Annotated in this window: 10 protein-coding genes; 7 read left to right on the forward strand and 3 right to left on the reverse strand. The window is 42.8% G+C overall.

Annotated features, from left to right (window positions below; genetic code table 11):
- Positions 1–542: 542 nt before the first annotated feature.
- On the reverse strand, positions 543–983 hold the full coding sequence (locus H524_RS0107050) for a hypothetical protein (RefSeq protein WP_027939712.1): 441 nt from the start codon (positions 981–983) through the stop codon (positions 543–545).
- A gap of 1032 nt (positions 984–2015) precedes the next feature.
- On the opposite strand from H524_RS0107050, the gene H524_RS14770 reads away from it, so the two are divergent.
- From H524_RS14770 to H524_RS0107075, 5 genes are all read left to right on the forward strand, one after another.
- On the forward strand, positions 2016–2411 hold the full coding sequence (locus tag H524_RS14770; protein WP_052338969.1) for a NirD/YgiW/YdeI family stress tolerance protein: 396 nt from the start codon (positions 2016–2018) through the stop codon (positions 2409–2411).
- Between the two features lie 376 nt (positions 2412–2787).
- Complete coding sequence (locus H524_RS14775) at positions 2788–3213, forward strand: NirD/YgiW/YdeI family stress tolerance protein (protein ID WP_052338970.1); 426 nt, start codon at positions 2788–2790, stop codon at positions 3211–3213.
- 574 nt (positions 3214–3787) lie between these two features.
- A complete protein-coding gene (locus H524_RS0107065; protein WP_027939713.1) occupies positions 3788–6994 on the forward strand; it encodes an FAD-binding and (Fe-S)-binding domain-containing protein in 3207 nt (1068 codons plus the stop codon).
- A 546-nt stretch (positions 6995–7540) separates the two neighbouring features.
- Positions 7541–8059, forward strand: a complete 519-nt coding sequence (locus H524_RS0107070) for a methyltransferase family protein (RefSeq protein ID WP_027939714.1) — start codon at positions 7541–7543, stop codon at positions 8057–8059.
- Between the two features lie 331 nt (positions 8060–8390).
- Positions 8391–9470, forward strand: a complete 1080-nt coding sequence (locus H524_RS0107075) for a suppressor of fused domain protein (protein WP_027939715.1) — start codon at positions 8391–8393, stop codon at positions 9468–9470.
- 176 nt (positions 9471–9646) lie between these two features.
- Here the strand turns inward: H524_RS0107075 and H524_RS16540 are convergent, their stop codons facing one another.
- Complete coding sequence (locus H524_RS16540) at positions 9647–11260, reverse strand: HNH endonuclease domain-containing protein (protein ID WP_027939716.1); 1614 nt, start codon at positions 11258–11260, stop codon at positions 9647–9649.
- Positions 11261–11348: 88 nt separating this feature from the next.
- The gene (locus H524_RS0107085; RefSeq protein ID WP_027939717.1) at positions 11349–13670 is read right to left on the reverse strand and encodes a DNA recombination protein RmuC; all 2322 of its coding nucleotides are present in this window, start codon (positions 13668–13670) and stop codon (positions 11349–11351) included.
- Between the two features lie 1173 nt (positions 13671–14843).
- On the opposite strand from H524_RS0107085, the gene H524_RS0107090 reads away from it, so the two are divergent.
- Positions 14844–15110: a hypothetical protein gene (locus H524_RS0107090; protein ID WP_027939718.1), complete on the forward strand. Its 267-nt coding sequence runs from the start codon at positions 14844–14846 to the stop codon at positions 15108–15110.
- 104 nt (positions 15111–15214) lie between these two features.
- The gene (locus H524_RS0107095; protein ID WP_027939719.1) at positions 15215–17146 is read left to right on the forward strand and encodes a hypothetical protein; all 1932 of its coding nucleotides are present in this window, start codon (positions 15215–15217) and stop codon (positions 17144–17146) included.
- Positions 17147–17421 lie beyond the last annotated feature (275 nt).

Consider the following 17421-nt stretch of genomic DNA (forward strand, 5'->3'; position numbering starts at 1 on the left):
TGAGGTCACTGGTTCAATTCCAGTCATAGCTACCACTTCTCCAACACCCATCAGGGTGTTTTGTTGTTTCTGGGCCCTGTAAAAAGCTCACTACAACACTCCCCTTTAGGCCTCATAGGCCCATTCAAAGCTCCATTTCCTGACATAAGAATCCTTTTTAGCATCGCGCTATCGCCTTAGTTTGCTTTTTGTACACCACTGGTTAGCTTTGGCTAACTGTTTATGATGTACTACGGCTTGCATGCAGCCTTTGGCAGTGATCAGTGTTGTTGAGCGCTAGAGGATGCGCTTATTATCTGGCGGGTATTAAGGCTTGTTTGTACGATACTTTTGGCTTAGTACTTTTGGAGCAGTTAACAGCAGTACAATTTTAGCTGTTTATGTGGTTGATGCTGTGGAAAGTGATGATTTTGGGTTGGGCTAAAAGAAACAATCCTGCATGACGCTAAAAGCAAACAAGCCTGCACGAGGCAGGCTTGTTCGATGAAAATAGGTGCAATTGCAATTAGCGCTAGAAGCGATGAGCTTGTGGCTATGTTTGCTTAGCGACCACTTTGTAAGGTGCGTTCGATACTTTGCAGGATGTAACGAGTGTTTTCGTTATTACGCTCGAGCACAGCAATACGATTATCAAAGTTGCTCAGCTCTTGCTGCAGGAATCTGTAGTCCTGATCGGTCTTGCCAACTACGCCCTGTACGCCATGGAATTCAGCAGATACACGGTTTAAGTTGTTACGCACGCCTTCAAGCTCGCGATAGTACTCAATCAAGGTGTTGTTAAGATTGGTTACCTTGGTCTGCAGGCTACGTACATCAGTTGCACTTGAAGAGTTGTTCAGTGACTCTTTTTGATCTGCAACTTGTAAAGTTAAGAACACAAGTTGCACTGCCATTACGATAACCGCAATGGTTAAAGCTCCAGTGATAAAGAGTAATGGCTTTTGAGAGTGGAATGTCTTAGTTGGATTGTCGTCTCTCTTCATAAATCACGTCTCTCTTTAAAAGTTGAGCACTGCTACCTTTGTTGACAAAAAGCATCCTCAATAACTTATCGATGATGCTGTGTGCACTGATGATAAAAACAAGATGCTTGAGATCTTGCGGTGTATCACCATAGCGATATTAGCACAATCAATGTATCTAGGATAATGAATTTTACAGACAGGCATATGATGGTGCTAGGCATGGTGCATGGGCATATGCTCAGAAAACTTTTGTATATGCTTAGAATATTTGTGCATATGCTTAGGAACTTGAGCATAAGCAAAAATGTTTTTCATAAGCAAAGTTAATCGTGTTGGCCTTTAACTCTAAGTGAGTAAAGGACGCAGCTTAAATGCGCACACTACGCCGTGTATTACTCAATATAGCAATATGCGCCAGATTTGTAATTATCATTAGATAGAGCCTATGTTCTTGCTCACAGTTTTCTTTTCATAACTGTTATCAGATGCGGTTATTGTTCTGATCTTAAGATCTTGCATGGGGTGATTACACTTTTGTTTGCTAAGTTTAATCTGTGCAAAATGGTGGAGTTTTTGTCTTACTAAGCTTAAAAGTGTGATGCATTTGGCGACGTTTTTGATGGCGTAATTGCGCAATTTTACGCCAATGCAGATGGGATCAGGTTTTAGCGATAATTGAGGGTGTTTTCTTAGTTTTGACTTAGCTAAGATTTAGCGGAAACTTAGATAAAATAAGGCTTTGTAACAGATTGGAACAAAAAAATTAAAAAAATTTTTAACCTCCTTGAAGCCCGATGAAATCAATGTTTGTGGCGATCTTATTCTCTAAGATCTGACAGATGTTTGCATAAATATAGGTGCTACTAAGTTTCAGCTAAGAACAATAGTTTTTAATGAACTCATACAAGGTAACGCACCGAGCTGAAGCTCACAAAGGAATAAAGTTGAGCTTATTAAAGACAGTTGTTGTTGTCACTTGCAAATACATTTTGCACTCAGTTCGTGGCTAAAGTTACTACTCCTAAGTATTTTCAAGTGAGGATTGAAATCATGACTAAGTTATCAGTTATCGCCGCCGCTTCTGCTCTCGTGTTAGCCTCTTCAGCTGCTTTTGCAGCTCAGGCACCAGCAGGTTTTGAGAACGCAGGCAACCCAGCCGCTCCAGCAGGTTTTGGCGCTCCATCTGCTCCAACCAACACCATCGCTCAGTTAGTTCAGTCAGGTACTGATGAGCAGCGTGTATCTGTAACTGGCCGCTTAACCAACTTCTTAGGTGGTGAGAACTACGAGCTTACCGATGACACTGGTCGTATCCTCATCCAGCTCGACGACGATCGCAACTGGGGTCACCTCCAGAAGGGCGCTCTTATCACTGTATTCGGTGAGTTAGATCGCGAGCACGGCAACGTTAAGATTGACGTAGACGACGCCGTTTTAGCTAAGTAATAACTTAGGTTTCAGCACTGAAAAACTAGCCTTAGGCATGGTCATGTTGAAAGCTTAAGGCTAGATTTGCAAACAAACGTAGGGCGCAAATGCTGCACTATGCTTTTATCTAAGATGACTTCCATCTTAGCTTAAGTGGTTAGCGTCACCACGCTTAAAATTTAACTTTAAGCACAAGGATGCCAGGTTTCTTTATTTAAAGCTTAAATAGCTTTTGCCTTTGCAATCTTAAGCCTAGACTTGTAAGAGCCGTGAGTCTCTTGTTAATGATATTGCATTACTGTCTCTTGACTCTGATAAGTCGTAATCCGTAGGCATGCAAAGACAAGTACAAAATCTTATGGTCTAACAAACTAGACCAACATGGGTGATTCTTATGAAGACTTTAAAAGTTTTAGCCGCAGTTGCAGCATTATCCGTTTTATCCACTCCAGCTGCTTTTGCTATGGGTGGTCCATCTGGCTTCAACACTCCTGCAGTAAACACTGTTGCAGACGTAGATCGCAACGCTTATGACGATCAGCTTGTAACTTTACGTGGTGCTTTAGTTAACTACTTAGGTCACGAGCGTTACCTCTTTGCTGACAGCACTGGTACTATCGAAGTTGAGTTAGATGACGATTACGACTGGTCTTACGTTTCCAAGGACATGCCAATCGAGTTAGTTGGTGAAGTTGATAAGGACTTCTTATCCACCTCTATCGACGTAAAGCGCATTACTCCACTCAATGGTACTGCAGCTCCTGCTCCAGCTAATGCCGTGCAGGGCTTTGCTCCAAATGGTGCAGTTCAGCCACGCTAGATTCCAAGCATAATGTCTTAACCAAGCTAAGTAATTCCGTGGTTATTATTCCAAATTTAGCAGTCTGATTGATGACTGCTATTTTGGTGAGCTTAGCTAGGTTGAGTACAAAGCACGTACTAAGCCCTCGTTTGAGTTGTCAAACGGGGGTTTTCTGCTTTTAGAAAGTATATTTGTTGATCGGATGTTCCCTAAACTCTACAAAGCTGTTTTGTATCCATTCATTGGCTTAACTTTTTGATGCCCCATTTGGCCGCATAGTGCTCTGAGATGGTTAAATGGATAGAAAATTTCACTTTAGATGCGGTTTTTTGTAAGGTTATGAGGCCGATATGTATCGGTTTGGAACATGGCAATAGGGCGGTTTGTGGTGGTTTTAAAAAAATTGTTGGGCGGCTGTTGCCTAGCTTTTGAAAACTTGATTAGTTTTGCCTAGAGATGCGCTTTGGCTTATCATTGAGGCTCATTTTTTGTCGTTAGACAGTCTAGACAGTTTTAGTTTCACTTTTTGCCATGCAACAGAATTTAGGATCTGTGCATTTACTATCACACGGGAGTTATGCAAGTGACGGTTATGGTTCCTCGTATTTACAATCTTAGAAAGATTGAGACAGCATACGTGAAGTTTCTCGAGGCACTGACTTCAAGCAACTTTTCAGGCGAGATTGAAGACCGTTATGCAGCAAGATTATTAGTTGCTACCGATAACTCTGTCTATCAGCGTATGCCTCAGGCAGTGTTATTCCCAAAGAGCAAAGAAGATGTAGTTGAGATCTTCAAATTAGCCTCACGCTCTGAGTTTAAGAGCGTGAAGTTTGCTCCACGTGGTGGTGGTACTGGAACTAATGGTCAATCACTTTCTGATGGTATCGTGATTGATATGTCACGTCATATGAAGAAGGTATGGGATTTTAACCCACAAGAGCGTTCTATCTACGTTCAGCCAGGCGTGATTAAAGATGAGCTCAATGAGTTAACTGCTAAAGAGAACTTATTCTTCTCACCTGAGCTGTCTACCTCTTCACGTGCCACCATTGGCGGCATGCTCTCAAACGATGCGGCAGGCCAAGGCTCATTAGTTTACGGTCGTACCTCTGAGCATATTTTAGAGGTGGATGTTGTTCTTGAAGATGGCTCTACTGCGCTGTTTAAGCCAGTAAGTGGCGATGAGCTTAAAGCAAAGCTTGCCCTTAAGAATCTTGAAGGTGAGATCTATCGTACTGTCTATTCCTTGGTTAAAGACAATGCTGCAGCTATTAAGCAGCATTTTCCTAAGCTAAACCGCTTCTTAACTGGCTATGATCTCGATCATGCCTATGATCCTAAGAGCGATACTTTAAATCTGTGCCGTTTAGTCTGCGGTGCTGAAGGTACTTTATGTACTGTAGTCGGAGCTAAATTAGACTTAACAGTTAAGCCTACTTATCGTGCTTTATGTGTGGTTAAGTATGAGAATTTCGACTCTGCGCTGCGCCATGCTAATGCCTTAATCAAGGCTGGCGTATTCTCAGTTGAGACTGTAGATTCTAAGGTACTTAACCTTGCTAAAAAGGATCCTGTATGGCTCTCAGTTAAAGATTACATTACTGATGTAGAGGGAGCTGAGATCTCTGGTGTCAACATTGTCGAATTTAATGGCATGGACACTGAGAAGGTTAAGGCCTTCATGCTCAAGCTTTACGATCAGACTATTAAGCAGTCTCAAAAGCGTCAGATGGGTATTTTAGGTGCTTGCATTGTTGAAACTAAGGAGGGCATTGCAGCTGTTTACGGTATGCGTAAGAAAGCTGTAGGTCTATTAGGTTCAGCTGCAGGTGCTAAGAAGTTAGTAGCCTTTACCGAGGATACCGTCGTTCCTCCAGAGAACTTAGCTGATTATATCTTGGAGTTTAGAGCTCTGCTTGATGGCATGAACGTAACTTACGGCATGTTTGGTCACGTTGATACTGGACTTATGCATGTACGTCCTGCCTTAGATCTCACCACCGATGAGGATCGCGAGAAGCTAGTTAAGATCTCAGATGGTGTCGTCGAGTTAGTTAAGAAATATGGCGGTCAGATGTGGGGTGAGCATGGTCGTGGTTACCGCTCATGCTATGGTGAAGTGTTCTTTGGTGAGCTCTATCCATTAGCCCGTAAAGTTAAGGCTGCCTTTGATAAGGACAATCGTCTCAACCCAGGTAAGATCTGCGTGCCTTTTGGTAACGAGACTGACAAGTTAGTTGCAGTTGATGATCCTATGCGTGGCGATCTCGACAGAACTATTGATATTCGAGTACGCGATAGTTTTGATGGTGCTATGAACTGTAATGGTAATGGCCAATGCTTTAGCTACTCAACAGCCTCTTTAATGTGTCCAAGCTATCGTTATAGCAAAGATCACGTCAAGTCTCCAAAGGGCTATTCAGGCTTAATGCGTGAGTGGCTGCGTTTAATGACTGAGCGTGGTGTGGATATTAATGCAGCTGAGGAAAAACTCACAATCGAGGCCTCTCGTGAGCGTACTTTTAAAGAGTCTTGTGTGGCAGCTGTCTCTTATGTAGGCAACCTTTTTGAGCGTACTTACAACACTCTCTTTGAGCGTGAGGACTTTAATCACGAGTACTTAGGTCATGTGGCTACTTGCTTATCATGCAAGTCCTGTAAGACCCAATGCCCAGCTCACGTAAACTCAGCTGAGCTTAACTCACGTTTCTTAAACTTCTACTACAGCCGCTATTTACGTCCTTCTATGGACTTCTTATGCATGAATGCTGAGCGTACCAATCCATTAATGGCTCGCGTACCTCGTTTGTCTAATGCATTACTGCAAAACTCCTTAAGCAAGCTGTTAGTTGAGAACATCTTTAAGTTTGTTGATCTGCCTAAGTTCAATGAGCGTACCTTACATCAGCAGGCTCAAGATGCCAAAATTCAGGTGTTAACAGCCAAAGAGGCAGAGGAGCGTGCCGCTCATTATGATGTCATCGTTGTCTCTAATGCCTTTACTGCAAGTTATGAGGCTGATGGCCTGATTGATTTAGCTAAGTTAGTTCGCTCCATGGGTTTTAAAGTGGCGATCTTAAAGCCATATACCAATGGTAAGCTCTTAGTGATCCGTGGTGCGCGTGCAGCCTTTATTCGCAAGGCTCGTCCGCAGGCTGAGCGTTTAGCACGCCTCAATGCCAAGGGCTTAACTTTAGTGGGCTTTGATCCAGCGCTGACCATTTGTTATCGCGATGAGTACAAGTCCCTCATACCAAACTGCCCTGACTTCAACGTGATGCTGCCAGAGGAGTGGTTAAAGCAGGCTTTAGCTAGCGAGAAATTCTTAGCTAAAGAGGCCAAGATCAAAAACGCACTTGAGGCCATTGTGCGCAGAAAGACTCCAGAGCAAGAGGTGTCTTCAGGTGCTGTTAATGAGGATGTGATTGCATCTTGCGATTACACTGAGGACTTCTATCTGTTCTGTCACTGTACTGAGCAAGCTTTAGTACCTCTGTCAGTACAGATGTGGCAACAGATCTTAGCTCACTTCAAGCTGCGCCTTATGCCAGTGTCTGTAGCTTGCTGCGGTATGGCTGGTCTCTTTGGTCATATGAAAGACAATTTAGATGAGACTCGTACCGTTTACGAGCAAAACTGGCAGGCAAAGATTCGTGAACGTGACTTTGCTCAGTGCTTAATCACTGGCTTCTCTTGTCGCTCACAAGTTCATCGTATGGAGCACAAGCGTGCTAACCACCCAATCCATGTTCTAGCTAACTTGCTTGAACAGGCTGAACAAGAGTCAAAGCGCTAAGAGCAATTAACAGCTCTATTAGTCAAAGCGCTAAAGGCAATTAACAGCTCTATTAGCCTAAGCGCTAAGAGCGATTAACAGAGCCATTAGGCTAAGTTATAAATCTAGCCTCTTAGGCAGTAGCAACAGTGACACTGTCTAGGAGCTAAATGAGCGTCAAAGGCACAAATTGGTGCGCCGTATTGAGGCAATTAGCCCTCAGATGCTTACTAAAAAACTCAGTTTTGTGATCTATGGAGCCTCGCACATGCGGGGCTTTATCATTTATGCAGCCAACTCTTTTGCTAGCTGTTACACTTGTGCCCAAGGTTGTGCCTAACCTTGGTGATGCCAGCCTTGTGTAAGGGCTTGAGATCGCTTTGTTTGATCTTGAGGCTCTAAGCGTTTGTACATGTATATCTGTGTACAAATTTATGAGTTCATGCTTATTGAGGGTATAACTCTCCCTTAGTGCCAAGCCACTAGCTATTGCTTGTGGAACTAGCCGCAGCAGTGTTTGTATGAGCTTAGTTGTTGTTCTCTATGTTCCTAATAGTGGTTTAAGCAATGGTATTAAGCGTTAAAGATAAGATCTTTTATTTCTTAGGATTCTTTGGATTTATCGTAGTGGCTCCTGCAGTGATGTATTTTATTTCTGTGCAGTGGCCAATGACTTTCTTACCTGAGGATGCCTCTACTTACATCTTAGGCGGCCTTACCTCAGCTGTCGGTCTTTTCTTTGCGATTTGGTCAAACTATGCTCTCGTAGTTAAAGGTAAGGGTGCTGCAGGTAACTTTGGCAACATCAAGATGATGACCGAGACTAAGCACTTAGTTACCACTGGTCCTTATGGTATTTGCCGTAACCCAATGCACTTAGGCGTATTCTTATACTTCATGGGCTTATCTTGTGCCTTAAATTCTTTAGCCACCTTAGTGCTGCCGCTCTTTATCGTGGTATTTGCATATTGCTTTGCCATCTTCTTAGATGAGCCACGTCTGCGCAAAGACTTCCCTGAGGAGTTTGAAGAGTACTGTCAAAACGTACCTCGTTTTATGCCAAAGATTTTGCGCTGGCGTAGTTAATGCCATCGTAACGGATTAAATTTAACAAAACGCCCAGAAGGATTTCTCCTTGCTGGGCGTTGTTTTTTAGTCTTTAGGCAAGTGGTGCCTGATGGTTGGAGTGCTTTTGGGTTGCCTTGGTTAAATTGCAAATATCTCAAGTATTTGCAAAGCTTTAGTCATTTGAGGCAAATACGCAGCTGCAATAGGCTACAATAGGCACGCACTTAAGATCACTGCAGAATAACTGCAGTGCCTTATGACTTAAGTTGCAGCAAACTTTCTTAAGTTTGCTTAGCTTATGGCCCGATATTTTGGGACGTTAGGATTTTGGTTTATAGGAGATTGAGACATGGAGCAGGCAGCAAAAGCTCAGATGTTACAAAAGGTAAAGGAGCTGTATGAGGCAGATGCTTATGCAGGCATTATGGATCTGCTTGAGCCTTTACTTGATGATATCGATTACGAGCTTGCCTTAGAACTTGCACGTGCCTATATCAATGCTGGCAATGCTATCGAAAGCTCATCAGCTGAGGCTGTAGGTTTAGCAGGCTCTGCTGAAGATCTCTACATGAACGCCAACGCTCTGTTAGATCGCTTCGCTGGTGATGGCAAGGAGCACTCAACCTATCTGTTCTACAAGGGCTATGCTCTGTTTAAGCTTGGTTTAAGTGCCGATGCTCAAATGCGTTTTGAGCGTGCTCTGCGCTTTATTAAGTTTGGCAGCGAGGACAAGCTGCTGCCTACTATTCAGCGTATGCTTACCCTGTGCAAGACCTTAGATCCAGACAATCATGAGATCTCTCTTAGCAAGCAGGACGAGGCTATTATTGATGAGCACATCAAAAAGAACTTCGGTACCTACAAGATCTTATTCAAGACTGATCGCTATGAGCTGTTAAACATTGCTCCAACTGAAGAGCACCCATTTAACCTCATTATCACCAAGGGTGTATCAGGCAGAAAGTTAAATGTACCAGCTGGTGTTGATGAGCTTACTAACAGCCGTATTGAGCTTGCTATCTGTCTGCCAAAAGAGTGGGAGTTTTCAAACTCTGAGAGCTACAACTTATGGCCAATCAACACCTTATGTGAGCTCATTAACTACATCTTAACTACTGATGAGTTCGTAGGCTTTGGTTACACCTTCAACCAAAACCGTACTTTACATTCCTCCACTGACTTCACTGGCGGTATGCTCACAGCATTAGGCGCTTATGATAAGAACGTACAAGAGGTAGCTCTTTCAGATAACTCTTTAGTACGCTTCTTTGAGTTAGTACTCTTATTCCCAATGGAGCTTGCTTTCCGTCAAAACCACGATGCTGCAGCTCTCTTAGAGGTATTTGCTCTCAAGGGTGTAGTTCCTAGCCCAGTACGTAAGCGTATGGATGTTTGCATTGAGGCTGCACCTGTAGTTGAGAAGGTGTAAGGATATATACGCTGCGCTAGTTGATTAGGTACATATCTTGTTCAGCGCCTTGAAGGAGGCCTTGCCTCCTTGTTCCTAAATCTCCTGAGCACAAAGGGGAAAAGCCTAGCAACATAAAGGAACATACCTTTCCTCACAAGGCCGCCATTAGGCGGCTTTTTTTGTGGCCGTAAGATCTAGATGATGGTTGTGTTCCAGCGGCTAAATCCCTGATTGATGGCAACTTGATAGGATGGACGAATTTCGTTGCCGATAAGATCGCAGAAGTCTGAGTCACTAAGCTTAGTAAGATCATGGATAGATTTTCCGTGACTGATCTCAAGGTAGTGATCCACGATAAGTTTAAAGTCTGGGCCGAGGTGATTGTCTGAAGCTATAAGCATGGCTCCACCATCAGACTTATCATCTGCCTCTGGTGAATCATTTTCGCTATTGGCGCGGTTAAAGTGGAATCTAAGGAGCTCTTGATGTTGCTTTGCTAATCGCTCAATGCACTCAAGCGGTGGAAGATTATTGCTCTTAGAGCTATTAGCTGAGTCATCAAGCGGTGTGAGGTTCCAAATCATGTCATGGTGAACAAAAGACCATGGCAAGAAGTGGTCTAGTGCAAAGCGATCATGCTCCTTAAAGTGCACATCATCGTAGATAGAACGTAAAGGCCCTTGTTCTTGTAAGTAGGTTGCAAAGTACTTATGTTGCACTTTCAGGCTATTACGCTCTTCTTCAGGGGCGTACAGCTTAGAGACAATGGCCGGCATCAGACGATTGTGCTTTTCCATATACTCGGCTAAACGATGGTAGCTAAAGGCTCTTAGCACCATGATATTGGCTCTAAAGTAGCCGCCATACAATGGATTAAAGACTACTAGATTAAGCTTCCTAAATGCATTTTGGGGGAGCATGCCTTTGAGGCATGACAGTAACTCATCAGCATGGCTAGTTAAGGCATTTATGCTCGATACGTCAGTTACGATCGATGATGTCGCGGTCTTAGTAGCTAAGCTATCGCGCGAACTTTCAATAGCATCGAGTAGCTCACTGCCAGCTGCCATAATGCAGTATGGGGCATTGTTGCTCAGATCTGATGCCTTAGCATTGCCATTCCATGGAGAGAGAAAGCGATCAGGGACATAAATGCTCAGTTTAAGAAGATCGCCACAAAAGTCATTAAGCTCAGATAAGAAGATCTCCATGAGATCATGAGCCTCATCGCTCATGACTGTCGTTAGTGGCTGCTCAAGCTTGAGCGTGCTTGCATTGGTATCGGCAGGATTGGCTGGTAGATAAATACGTAGGCGTGATCCTTTTGTAGATGCTGTGTGGCTTAAAAGCTGATGATAGTAGTTATTGAGCTTATTAAGATTCTTTTTGCCAGAGATACAGGTAATTGGTAGCAGCCAATCGCACAGACTATCTAGCTTAAACAAGTCCTCTAGAGAGCACGGCATACCATTTAGATGAGTTGAGATCTCAAGGCTCTTGCATAGCTTAGGCAGATGACTTTCAAAGATACGTTCTAATGTGTCGATGCGGGCTGGCAGAACATCCTGCAAGCCAAAGGAAAAGTGAAAGGTCTTGTAAGGCGGATAGGCCTTAGACAGCATCATGACAATCAGTTCATTAAGCGAGACAGAAGCACGGCCTTGTTCTACAACATCCAATAAAGATAAGCCCCACCAAAACTTGTAGGTAGTTGTGGTTGTGTCATAAAGCCTAGAGATCTTTTCGACCTCAAGATTATGACCATCCCAACTTGGAAGGTTGAGGAATGAGCTTAAGCCATTTGCCATGTGAACAGTCTCTTTTTCAACTCAAACTAAAGATCGCAGCGACTGTGATCTTTAGTTACGAGATGCTTGTTAGCCATGCCGACCTTATTTAGTCTGTACCATGGAGCGGGTGCTGCTTATCGTCAGCATCATCCTCATTAAGATCTTCAGATGAATTAGCCTCAACAGAGCCAATATCTAACTCTTTGCCCTCAACCTCAACAGAGATCATGGATGCATTAGCGTCCTTTGCAGCAGCTAATTGTGGCTCATCAAATAAAGGTACATCAGTTTCATTAGCTACTGCGCTCTGAGGATCACTGATCTTACTGTTAGGATCATCAGAGATTGTAGAGTCATCTGCTAAGGTAATGGTTTTAAGCGGCTTGATAGAGCATTCAATGGCTTTGACACTGTCATCTTGCATGCCAATGCCAAGCTCATGCTCATAGTTCTTAAATGCCTGCTCAGTAAGATTAGGTGCATCGTAAGAGAAGACCTCAAGTAATCTACGTAAGTTACCGCGACCTTCACATAAGGAGGTATTGACCGCATCAATTTGCTTATTGAAATTGTCACGGATCTGCTTAATCTTTTCAAAGTCTCTACAGACCTTGTCGCATTTGCGGTAGATAGCATCAGCGCTCTTAGATAATTGCTTAAACTTGTCGCCTTGATGAGCTAAATTCCATAAATTAGCCACAATACGCAGCGCAGGGAATAATGTTGAAGGTGATACTAGGTAGACGTTATCGCTTTGAGCTTTGTCATACATAGTTGGATCATTCTTCAAGGCAATGGTTAAGGCCTGATCGATAGGCACAAACATAAAGACAAAGTTTGGACTGCCAAACTCGCCATAGGATGGATAATCCTTATTTTTAAGCTCAGCAATATGGTTATACACAGATGTAATATGACGCTTAAGAGCATCATTAGCCGCATCCTCATCACCTTCGTTTTCAGCTGCAATGTACTGTGTATAGGCGCTTAAAGAGCACTTAGAGTCAATAATAATGCCTTGGTTTTGTGGCAGTTGCACAAGCACATCGACACGTCCTCGTTCACCCTCCTCATTTGTTGAGGCAAGCTCACGTACGTAGGTTTCGTTTTTAACTAAGCCTGCGGCCTCTAAAACTTTCTCTAAACGCAGCTCACCCCACATGCCCTGAGTCTTAGCGCCTTGCATTAAGGCATTAGTCAGGTTGTGAGCCTGCTGTTCTAAAGTAACCTGGGCTTGCTGCAGATTCTTAAGCTCATTTTTAAGCTGGCCAGCCTGCTCAGAACTGGTCTTTTGTGTAGCGTTGATAAGCTCTCTAAATGTAGCCAGCTCTTTTTGCAGAGGATTAACAATGATCTGCATATGCTCTTTGTTAGCAGACTGCAAGGACTCTGATCTTTCTTTTAAGAGCTTTTCACCTAAGTTATTAAGGCGGTTTTCTAAGTTTTTATTGTTTTCAGCAATACGCTTTTCTTCGTTCTCTTGAATAGTCTTAAGCGTAGTCACCTCGCTAGTAAGAGAGGCCACTTTTGAGATCTTTTCTGAAAGAGTGTTGGACATATCTTCAAGCTTTTGCTTGAGATCGCGATTGTCTTTTTCAAGTTTATCGATAGTTTGCTTAGAGCTGCTAATGGTGTTGTTTAAGAGCTCTTCATGAGCGTTCTTGAGATCTGCTAAGGTCTTTTTATGCACCTCTTTGCAATCTTCTAAGCTAGCCTTTGCTTGCTCCTCAAGCTTCTTTAAAGTCTTGTCGTGATCTTCACTGAGCTTCTTAATGGTCTTTTCATGTTCTTCACTAAGCTTACGATTAGTCTCATTAGCCTCTTGCTTAAGCTGTTCAAGCTGAGATTGAGCCTCTTCTTTAGTTGCCTGCAGTAAGGCCTTATCCTCTTCTTTGGTCTTCTCAAGCAAAGCGCTGCTTTCGCTCTTAGTCTTCTCTAAAAGAGCAGTACTTTCACTCTTAGTTTTTTCTAAGAGTGCTGCATTTTCACTCTTGGTTTTCTCAAGGAGCTCACGTGACTCAGTTTTGACCTGATTGAGCTCATCCTCAGCTTTCTTCTTTAAAGCTGCAACTTCGTTTTCATGGTCAGAGCTAAGCTTTTGAATATAGTTCTCGCGCTCTTCGATCTTAGCGCTAAGAGCTTCCATCTTGGCCTTGAGATCAGCGGTAGTGGAACTTAGGTTAACTTCCTTTTCTTGTGCGCTTTTAGAGAGCTCTTCAAAGTTTGTTTTAAGCTTATCTAGCTCAGCTTGTAAGAACTCTTTTTCTTTAGCAAGCTGCTCAGATTTGGTGGTGATCTCAACAAGCTCAGGGTTATGGCGTGACTTAACACGTAAGGCTAAGACCTTGGCATAGAGAATGGCGCAGGCTACGGCAAGTACTACTACAAGTACACTCACAACCGTATTAGGACCAAGAAAGTGCAGCATAATAACCCCAGGAACAGTTAACAACTAAACAAAAATACAGCCACGCACAACCGCTTAAGCTAACCATGCACAGAAAGCCTTAGCAGTTGATACGATCAGGATAGATATAATAGCTTAATGTATCCCATCTGTCTCACTCAACCATAGACGATAATCGCTTGCACAGCCAGATCACCATTATGTCTGATAGCAATGCTGTGTAATTACCCAACAACCAATTTGTTTATCCACATTCACGTAGAATTAAGTAGCTCATCAAACGCCATTCTTATCAGGTTTTGCAGCAGTATTGGGCCTCTTTAACTGCAAAACAGATTTTAACTGCAGCTATGGCCCATAGGCGACAGCAAAGTAGGGCATAGCCGATTAGTTTATCCACATTCACGTAGAAATCAGTAGCTTATCAAACGCCATTCTTATCTGGTTTTTGAGCAGTATTTGGCCTCTTTAACTGCAAAACAGATTTTAGAAGATGCCAGATCATAGAGGGTAGCAAAGTAGGGCATAGCCGATTAGTTTATCCACATTCACGTAGAAATCAGTAGCTTATCAAACGCCATTCTTATCTGGTTTTTGAGCAGTATTTGGCCTCTTTAACTGCAAAACAGATTTTAGAAGATGCCAGATCATAGAGGGTAGCAAAGTAGGGCATAGCCGATTAGTTTATCCACATTCACGTAGAAACAAGTAGCTCCAGAAACGGCGTACTTATCAGGCTTTTGAGCAGTATTGGGCCTCTTTAACTGCAAAACAGATTTTAACTGCAGCTAGGGACCATAGGCGACAGCAAAGTAGGGCATAGCCAGATTAGTTTATCCACATTCACGTAGAAACAAGTAGCTCCAGAAACGGCGTACTTATCAGGCTTTTGAGCAGTATTGGGCCTCTTTAACTGCAAAACAGATTTTAACTGCAGCTAGGGACCATAGGCGACAGCAAAGTAGGGCATAGCCAGATTAGTTTATCCACATTCACGTAGAAACAAGTAGCTCATTAAATGCCATACTTATCAGCTTCTGAGGCTGTATTGGGTCCTTTCAACTGCAAAACAGATTTAAGAAGATGCCAGATCATAGAGGGTAGCAAAGTAGGGCATAGCCGATTAGTTTATCCACATTCACGTAGATACTAGTAGCTGCCTAAATGGCATACTTATCAGGTTTTTGAGAAGTATTGGGCCTCTTTAACTGCAAAACTGACATCTTACAAGAGCGCTTAGGTGAGTCTTTAATCAAGAAGTTTAAGCAGCTTGAGCTTTACGAAATTACAACCTTAGTGCTCGCGCTGTCCAATGTAGTGATGCCGATAGACACAAATGTTGCTAGCAGCTTACAATGTAAGAGTGTGACAAGCACGATCCTAGACTTTGCTAATGTCATTACAGCTAATGATTACCGAGAGCTTGAGCTTATTGAAGAGGCGCAAAACTTTACAGTCTAGGCTTTAAAACCTAGATCTTTAGTAAGCGAGATTTTGACTATTGGCGATCATTGTGCAGCAAATAGTGTTATTTGGCGTGATAGAGCAAATTGTGTAGGTTGCAGATGGATTTTGAGATTGAAGATGGGCGACTGCTTGCATGTTTGGGCAATGATGAAGATCTTGTGATCCCTGAGGGCGTTAAGTTCATTTCTAGAGATTGCACTTTTTCGAATGCAGCAGCTATTAAATCTATCTATCTGCCGCAGAGCTTTTTAGGATTTGAAAAGGCAAACAAGGACGATAATTACTTCATTTTCAATAATGAGACTCAGACTATTACGAATATCTATATAAAGTCTGATATCGATAACTATATCCCTAGCCACATTGCGGTATTATTCGAATCTAATACAAATAGCTTAGATACCTATGGCTTATTTGATGGTCTCAGACTGCCAAATCTCGAGCGCTATTCAGTTCATCAAGGCAACCCTATCTATAGAGATGTCGATGGCTTACTCTATAGTGAAGACTTAAGCTGCTTATTAAGTGTACCGTCTAAAAATGTCGATGAGGTGGTGCTGCCTAGGCAGTTAACCACAATCAACCCTAATATTGCATTAGCCAAGCACTATGCTAAGTTTAAAGTAATTAGCTTAGAGACGTTTTTAAGAGACAAAATTTTAGAGCAGCTGTGCTTACTACCAAGCCAACTGGTGATCTTGTATGCCCCTAACCTTGAGTTGTACTTTTCAAGAAGCTCGAATGAGAAACGGCAACTCAAGATAGATAATTTGATTTGTTGTTTTCCTATGCTTCAAGAAGAGCTTATGGATAATGACAAATTCGCGAGCAGCGCAGCTATGGGTTACCTTTTTGAACCTGAGCTGTATGATCAATGGCATAAGAGAGATTGCATCAAACGTTTGCTTTTAGATGAGGTTTATATATACCCACTCGCGGCGAAGAACCCTAGCCTTAAGATTGTTAAAGACTTTTATGAGCAGATATGGGATTCTAGTAGCATGCCTATGATGCTGCCTAAAAAAGGTTTTAGCTCTTCAGTATATCTTTATGAGGCGATCTTAAGAGGCAGCCTAGAGGATGTTCAAAGTGCACTTGCAACTAACTTTGACTTTCATGGTCTTTTTGAGGATGTTTGGGTTCAAAATCGCTACTCGGGAGGTCAGGCCTTAGCTTTGGCGTGCCGTTATGGTGGCGTACAAAAGGTAAGATGCTTGTTAGAAAACCACAACTTTTGTAAAGCACCCAAAAATAAATTCCTCCATAGCCCTTTGCAAGAGTTTATTGCAGGCCTTAATTATCTTTGGGTTGTCAGCTCACTTAGGTTTGATATTGCCATCAACACTCATTTGTACATAGCAGATAATGCTGAAATCCGAGGCTATACACCTTTGAGTGAAGAAGAACGCATAGAGTGCATTGAACTTTTATTTAACCGAGGCATTATCCGAGAATTTACAAGCTCACATGCCTATGTGGAGCCAGTAGATCGTATGTACATTTATGCCTTACTCTCAGGAGAGAGCAAGATTGCTACATACCTAAAAGGTAAAGGCGCATCACTTAGCACCATCTTTAGCGCTTCTCGCTATGGGCAATATGCTAAAGACCTAAAAGAGCTCCTCTTTCAAGCAATTGAGATCGACCCAAAGAGCATCGTGACCTTAGCTAAAGCACAGCAAGAAGAGGGAGGTAGTTTAAGGATCAATCTAGGAATGTTGCTTTCTATTCTTAAAACAGATGAGAGCGCTCTTAGCGATCTATTAAGCTATATCGAGATCAAGGCAGCTGACCGCGCTGATCTTCTCGAGATCGCCATTGATCGCGGCAATATAAAGTTTTTAGCCTCCGCGCTCAGACATGGCTTAGTCAAAAGCAAAAGAAGCCTCGATAAGTTTATTGAGCATGCAAGCAATAAAAACGCTCATGAGGCAACTGCGATCTTGCTCGACTACAAAGATGCAACTTTCAATAGCAAAAAGCCTGCTAAAGCAGCAAGTAAGTCAAAGCGCCCATCATTAAAGCTCTAAAGGACAGGAAGGAGTGTGATTGGTGGAATGCGGGGTATAAAAAATGCCCGGTCTTTTTAGGACAGGGCATTTGAGGGGTAATCAATCGTTAATTTGTGTTGCTTATGGCTTAGGAGTTTTTGCCTTTGCCTGACGCTTTGCCTTTGGAGTCACTCTTGTCTGATTTGTCAGACTTGGAGGACTTGGCATCAGTCTTATCGGACTTATCCTGCTTTACATCGCTTTTGGAGCTCTTGGAGTCAGACTTGTCTGCCTTCTCTGCCTTGTCAGCCTTC

The organism is Anaerobiospirillum succiniciproducens DSM 6400 (assembly GCF_000482845.1).
Taxonomy (GTDB): domain Bacteria; phylum Pseudomonadota; class Gammaproteobacteria; order Enterobacterales; family Succinivibrionaceae; genus Anaerobiospirillum; species Anaerobiospirillum succiniciproducens.

What these genes read in the sequence shown, in the direction of transcription:
- H524_RS0107050 (WP_027939712.1), bottom strand. Translation starts at nt 983, where the DNA reads ATGAAGAGAGACGACAATCCAACTAAGACATTCCACTCTCAAAAGCCA.
- H524_RS14770 (WP_052338969.1), top strand. Translation starts at nt 2,016, where the DNA reads ATGACTAAGTTATCAGTTATCGCCGCCGCTTCTGCTCTCGTGTTAGCC.
- H524_RS14775 (WP_052338970.1), top strand. Translation starts at nt 2,788, where the DNA reads ATGAAGACTTTAAAAGTTTTAGCCGCAGTTGCAGCATTATCCGTTTTA.
- H524_RS0107065 (WP_027939713.1), top strand. Translation starts at nt 3,788, where the DNA reads ATGGTTCCTCGTATTTACAATCTTAGAAAGATTGAGACAGCATACGTG.
- H524_RS0107070 (WP_027939714.1), top strand. Translation starts at nt 7,541, where the DNA reads ATGGTATTAAGCGTTAAAGATAAGATCTTTTATTTCTTAGGATTCTTT.
- H524_RS0107075 (WP_027939715.1), top strand. Translation starts at nt 8,391, where the DNA reads ATGGAGCAGGCAGCAAAAGCTCAGATGTTACAAAAGGTAAAGGAGCTG.
- H524_RS16540 (WP_027939716.1), bottom strand. Translation starts at nt 11,260, where the DNA reads ATGGCAAATGGCTTAAGCTCATTCCTCAACCTTCCAAGTTGGGATGGT.
- H524_RS0107085 (WP_027939717.1), bottom strand. Translation starts at nt 13,670, where the DNA reads ATGCTGCACTTTCTTGGTCCTAATACGGTTGTGAGTGTACTTGTAGTA.
- H524_RS0107095 (WP_027939719.1), top strand. Translation starts at nt 15,215, where the DNA reads ATGGATTTTGAGATTGAAGATGGGCGACTGCTTGCATGTTTGGGCAAT.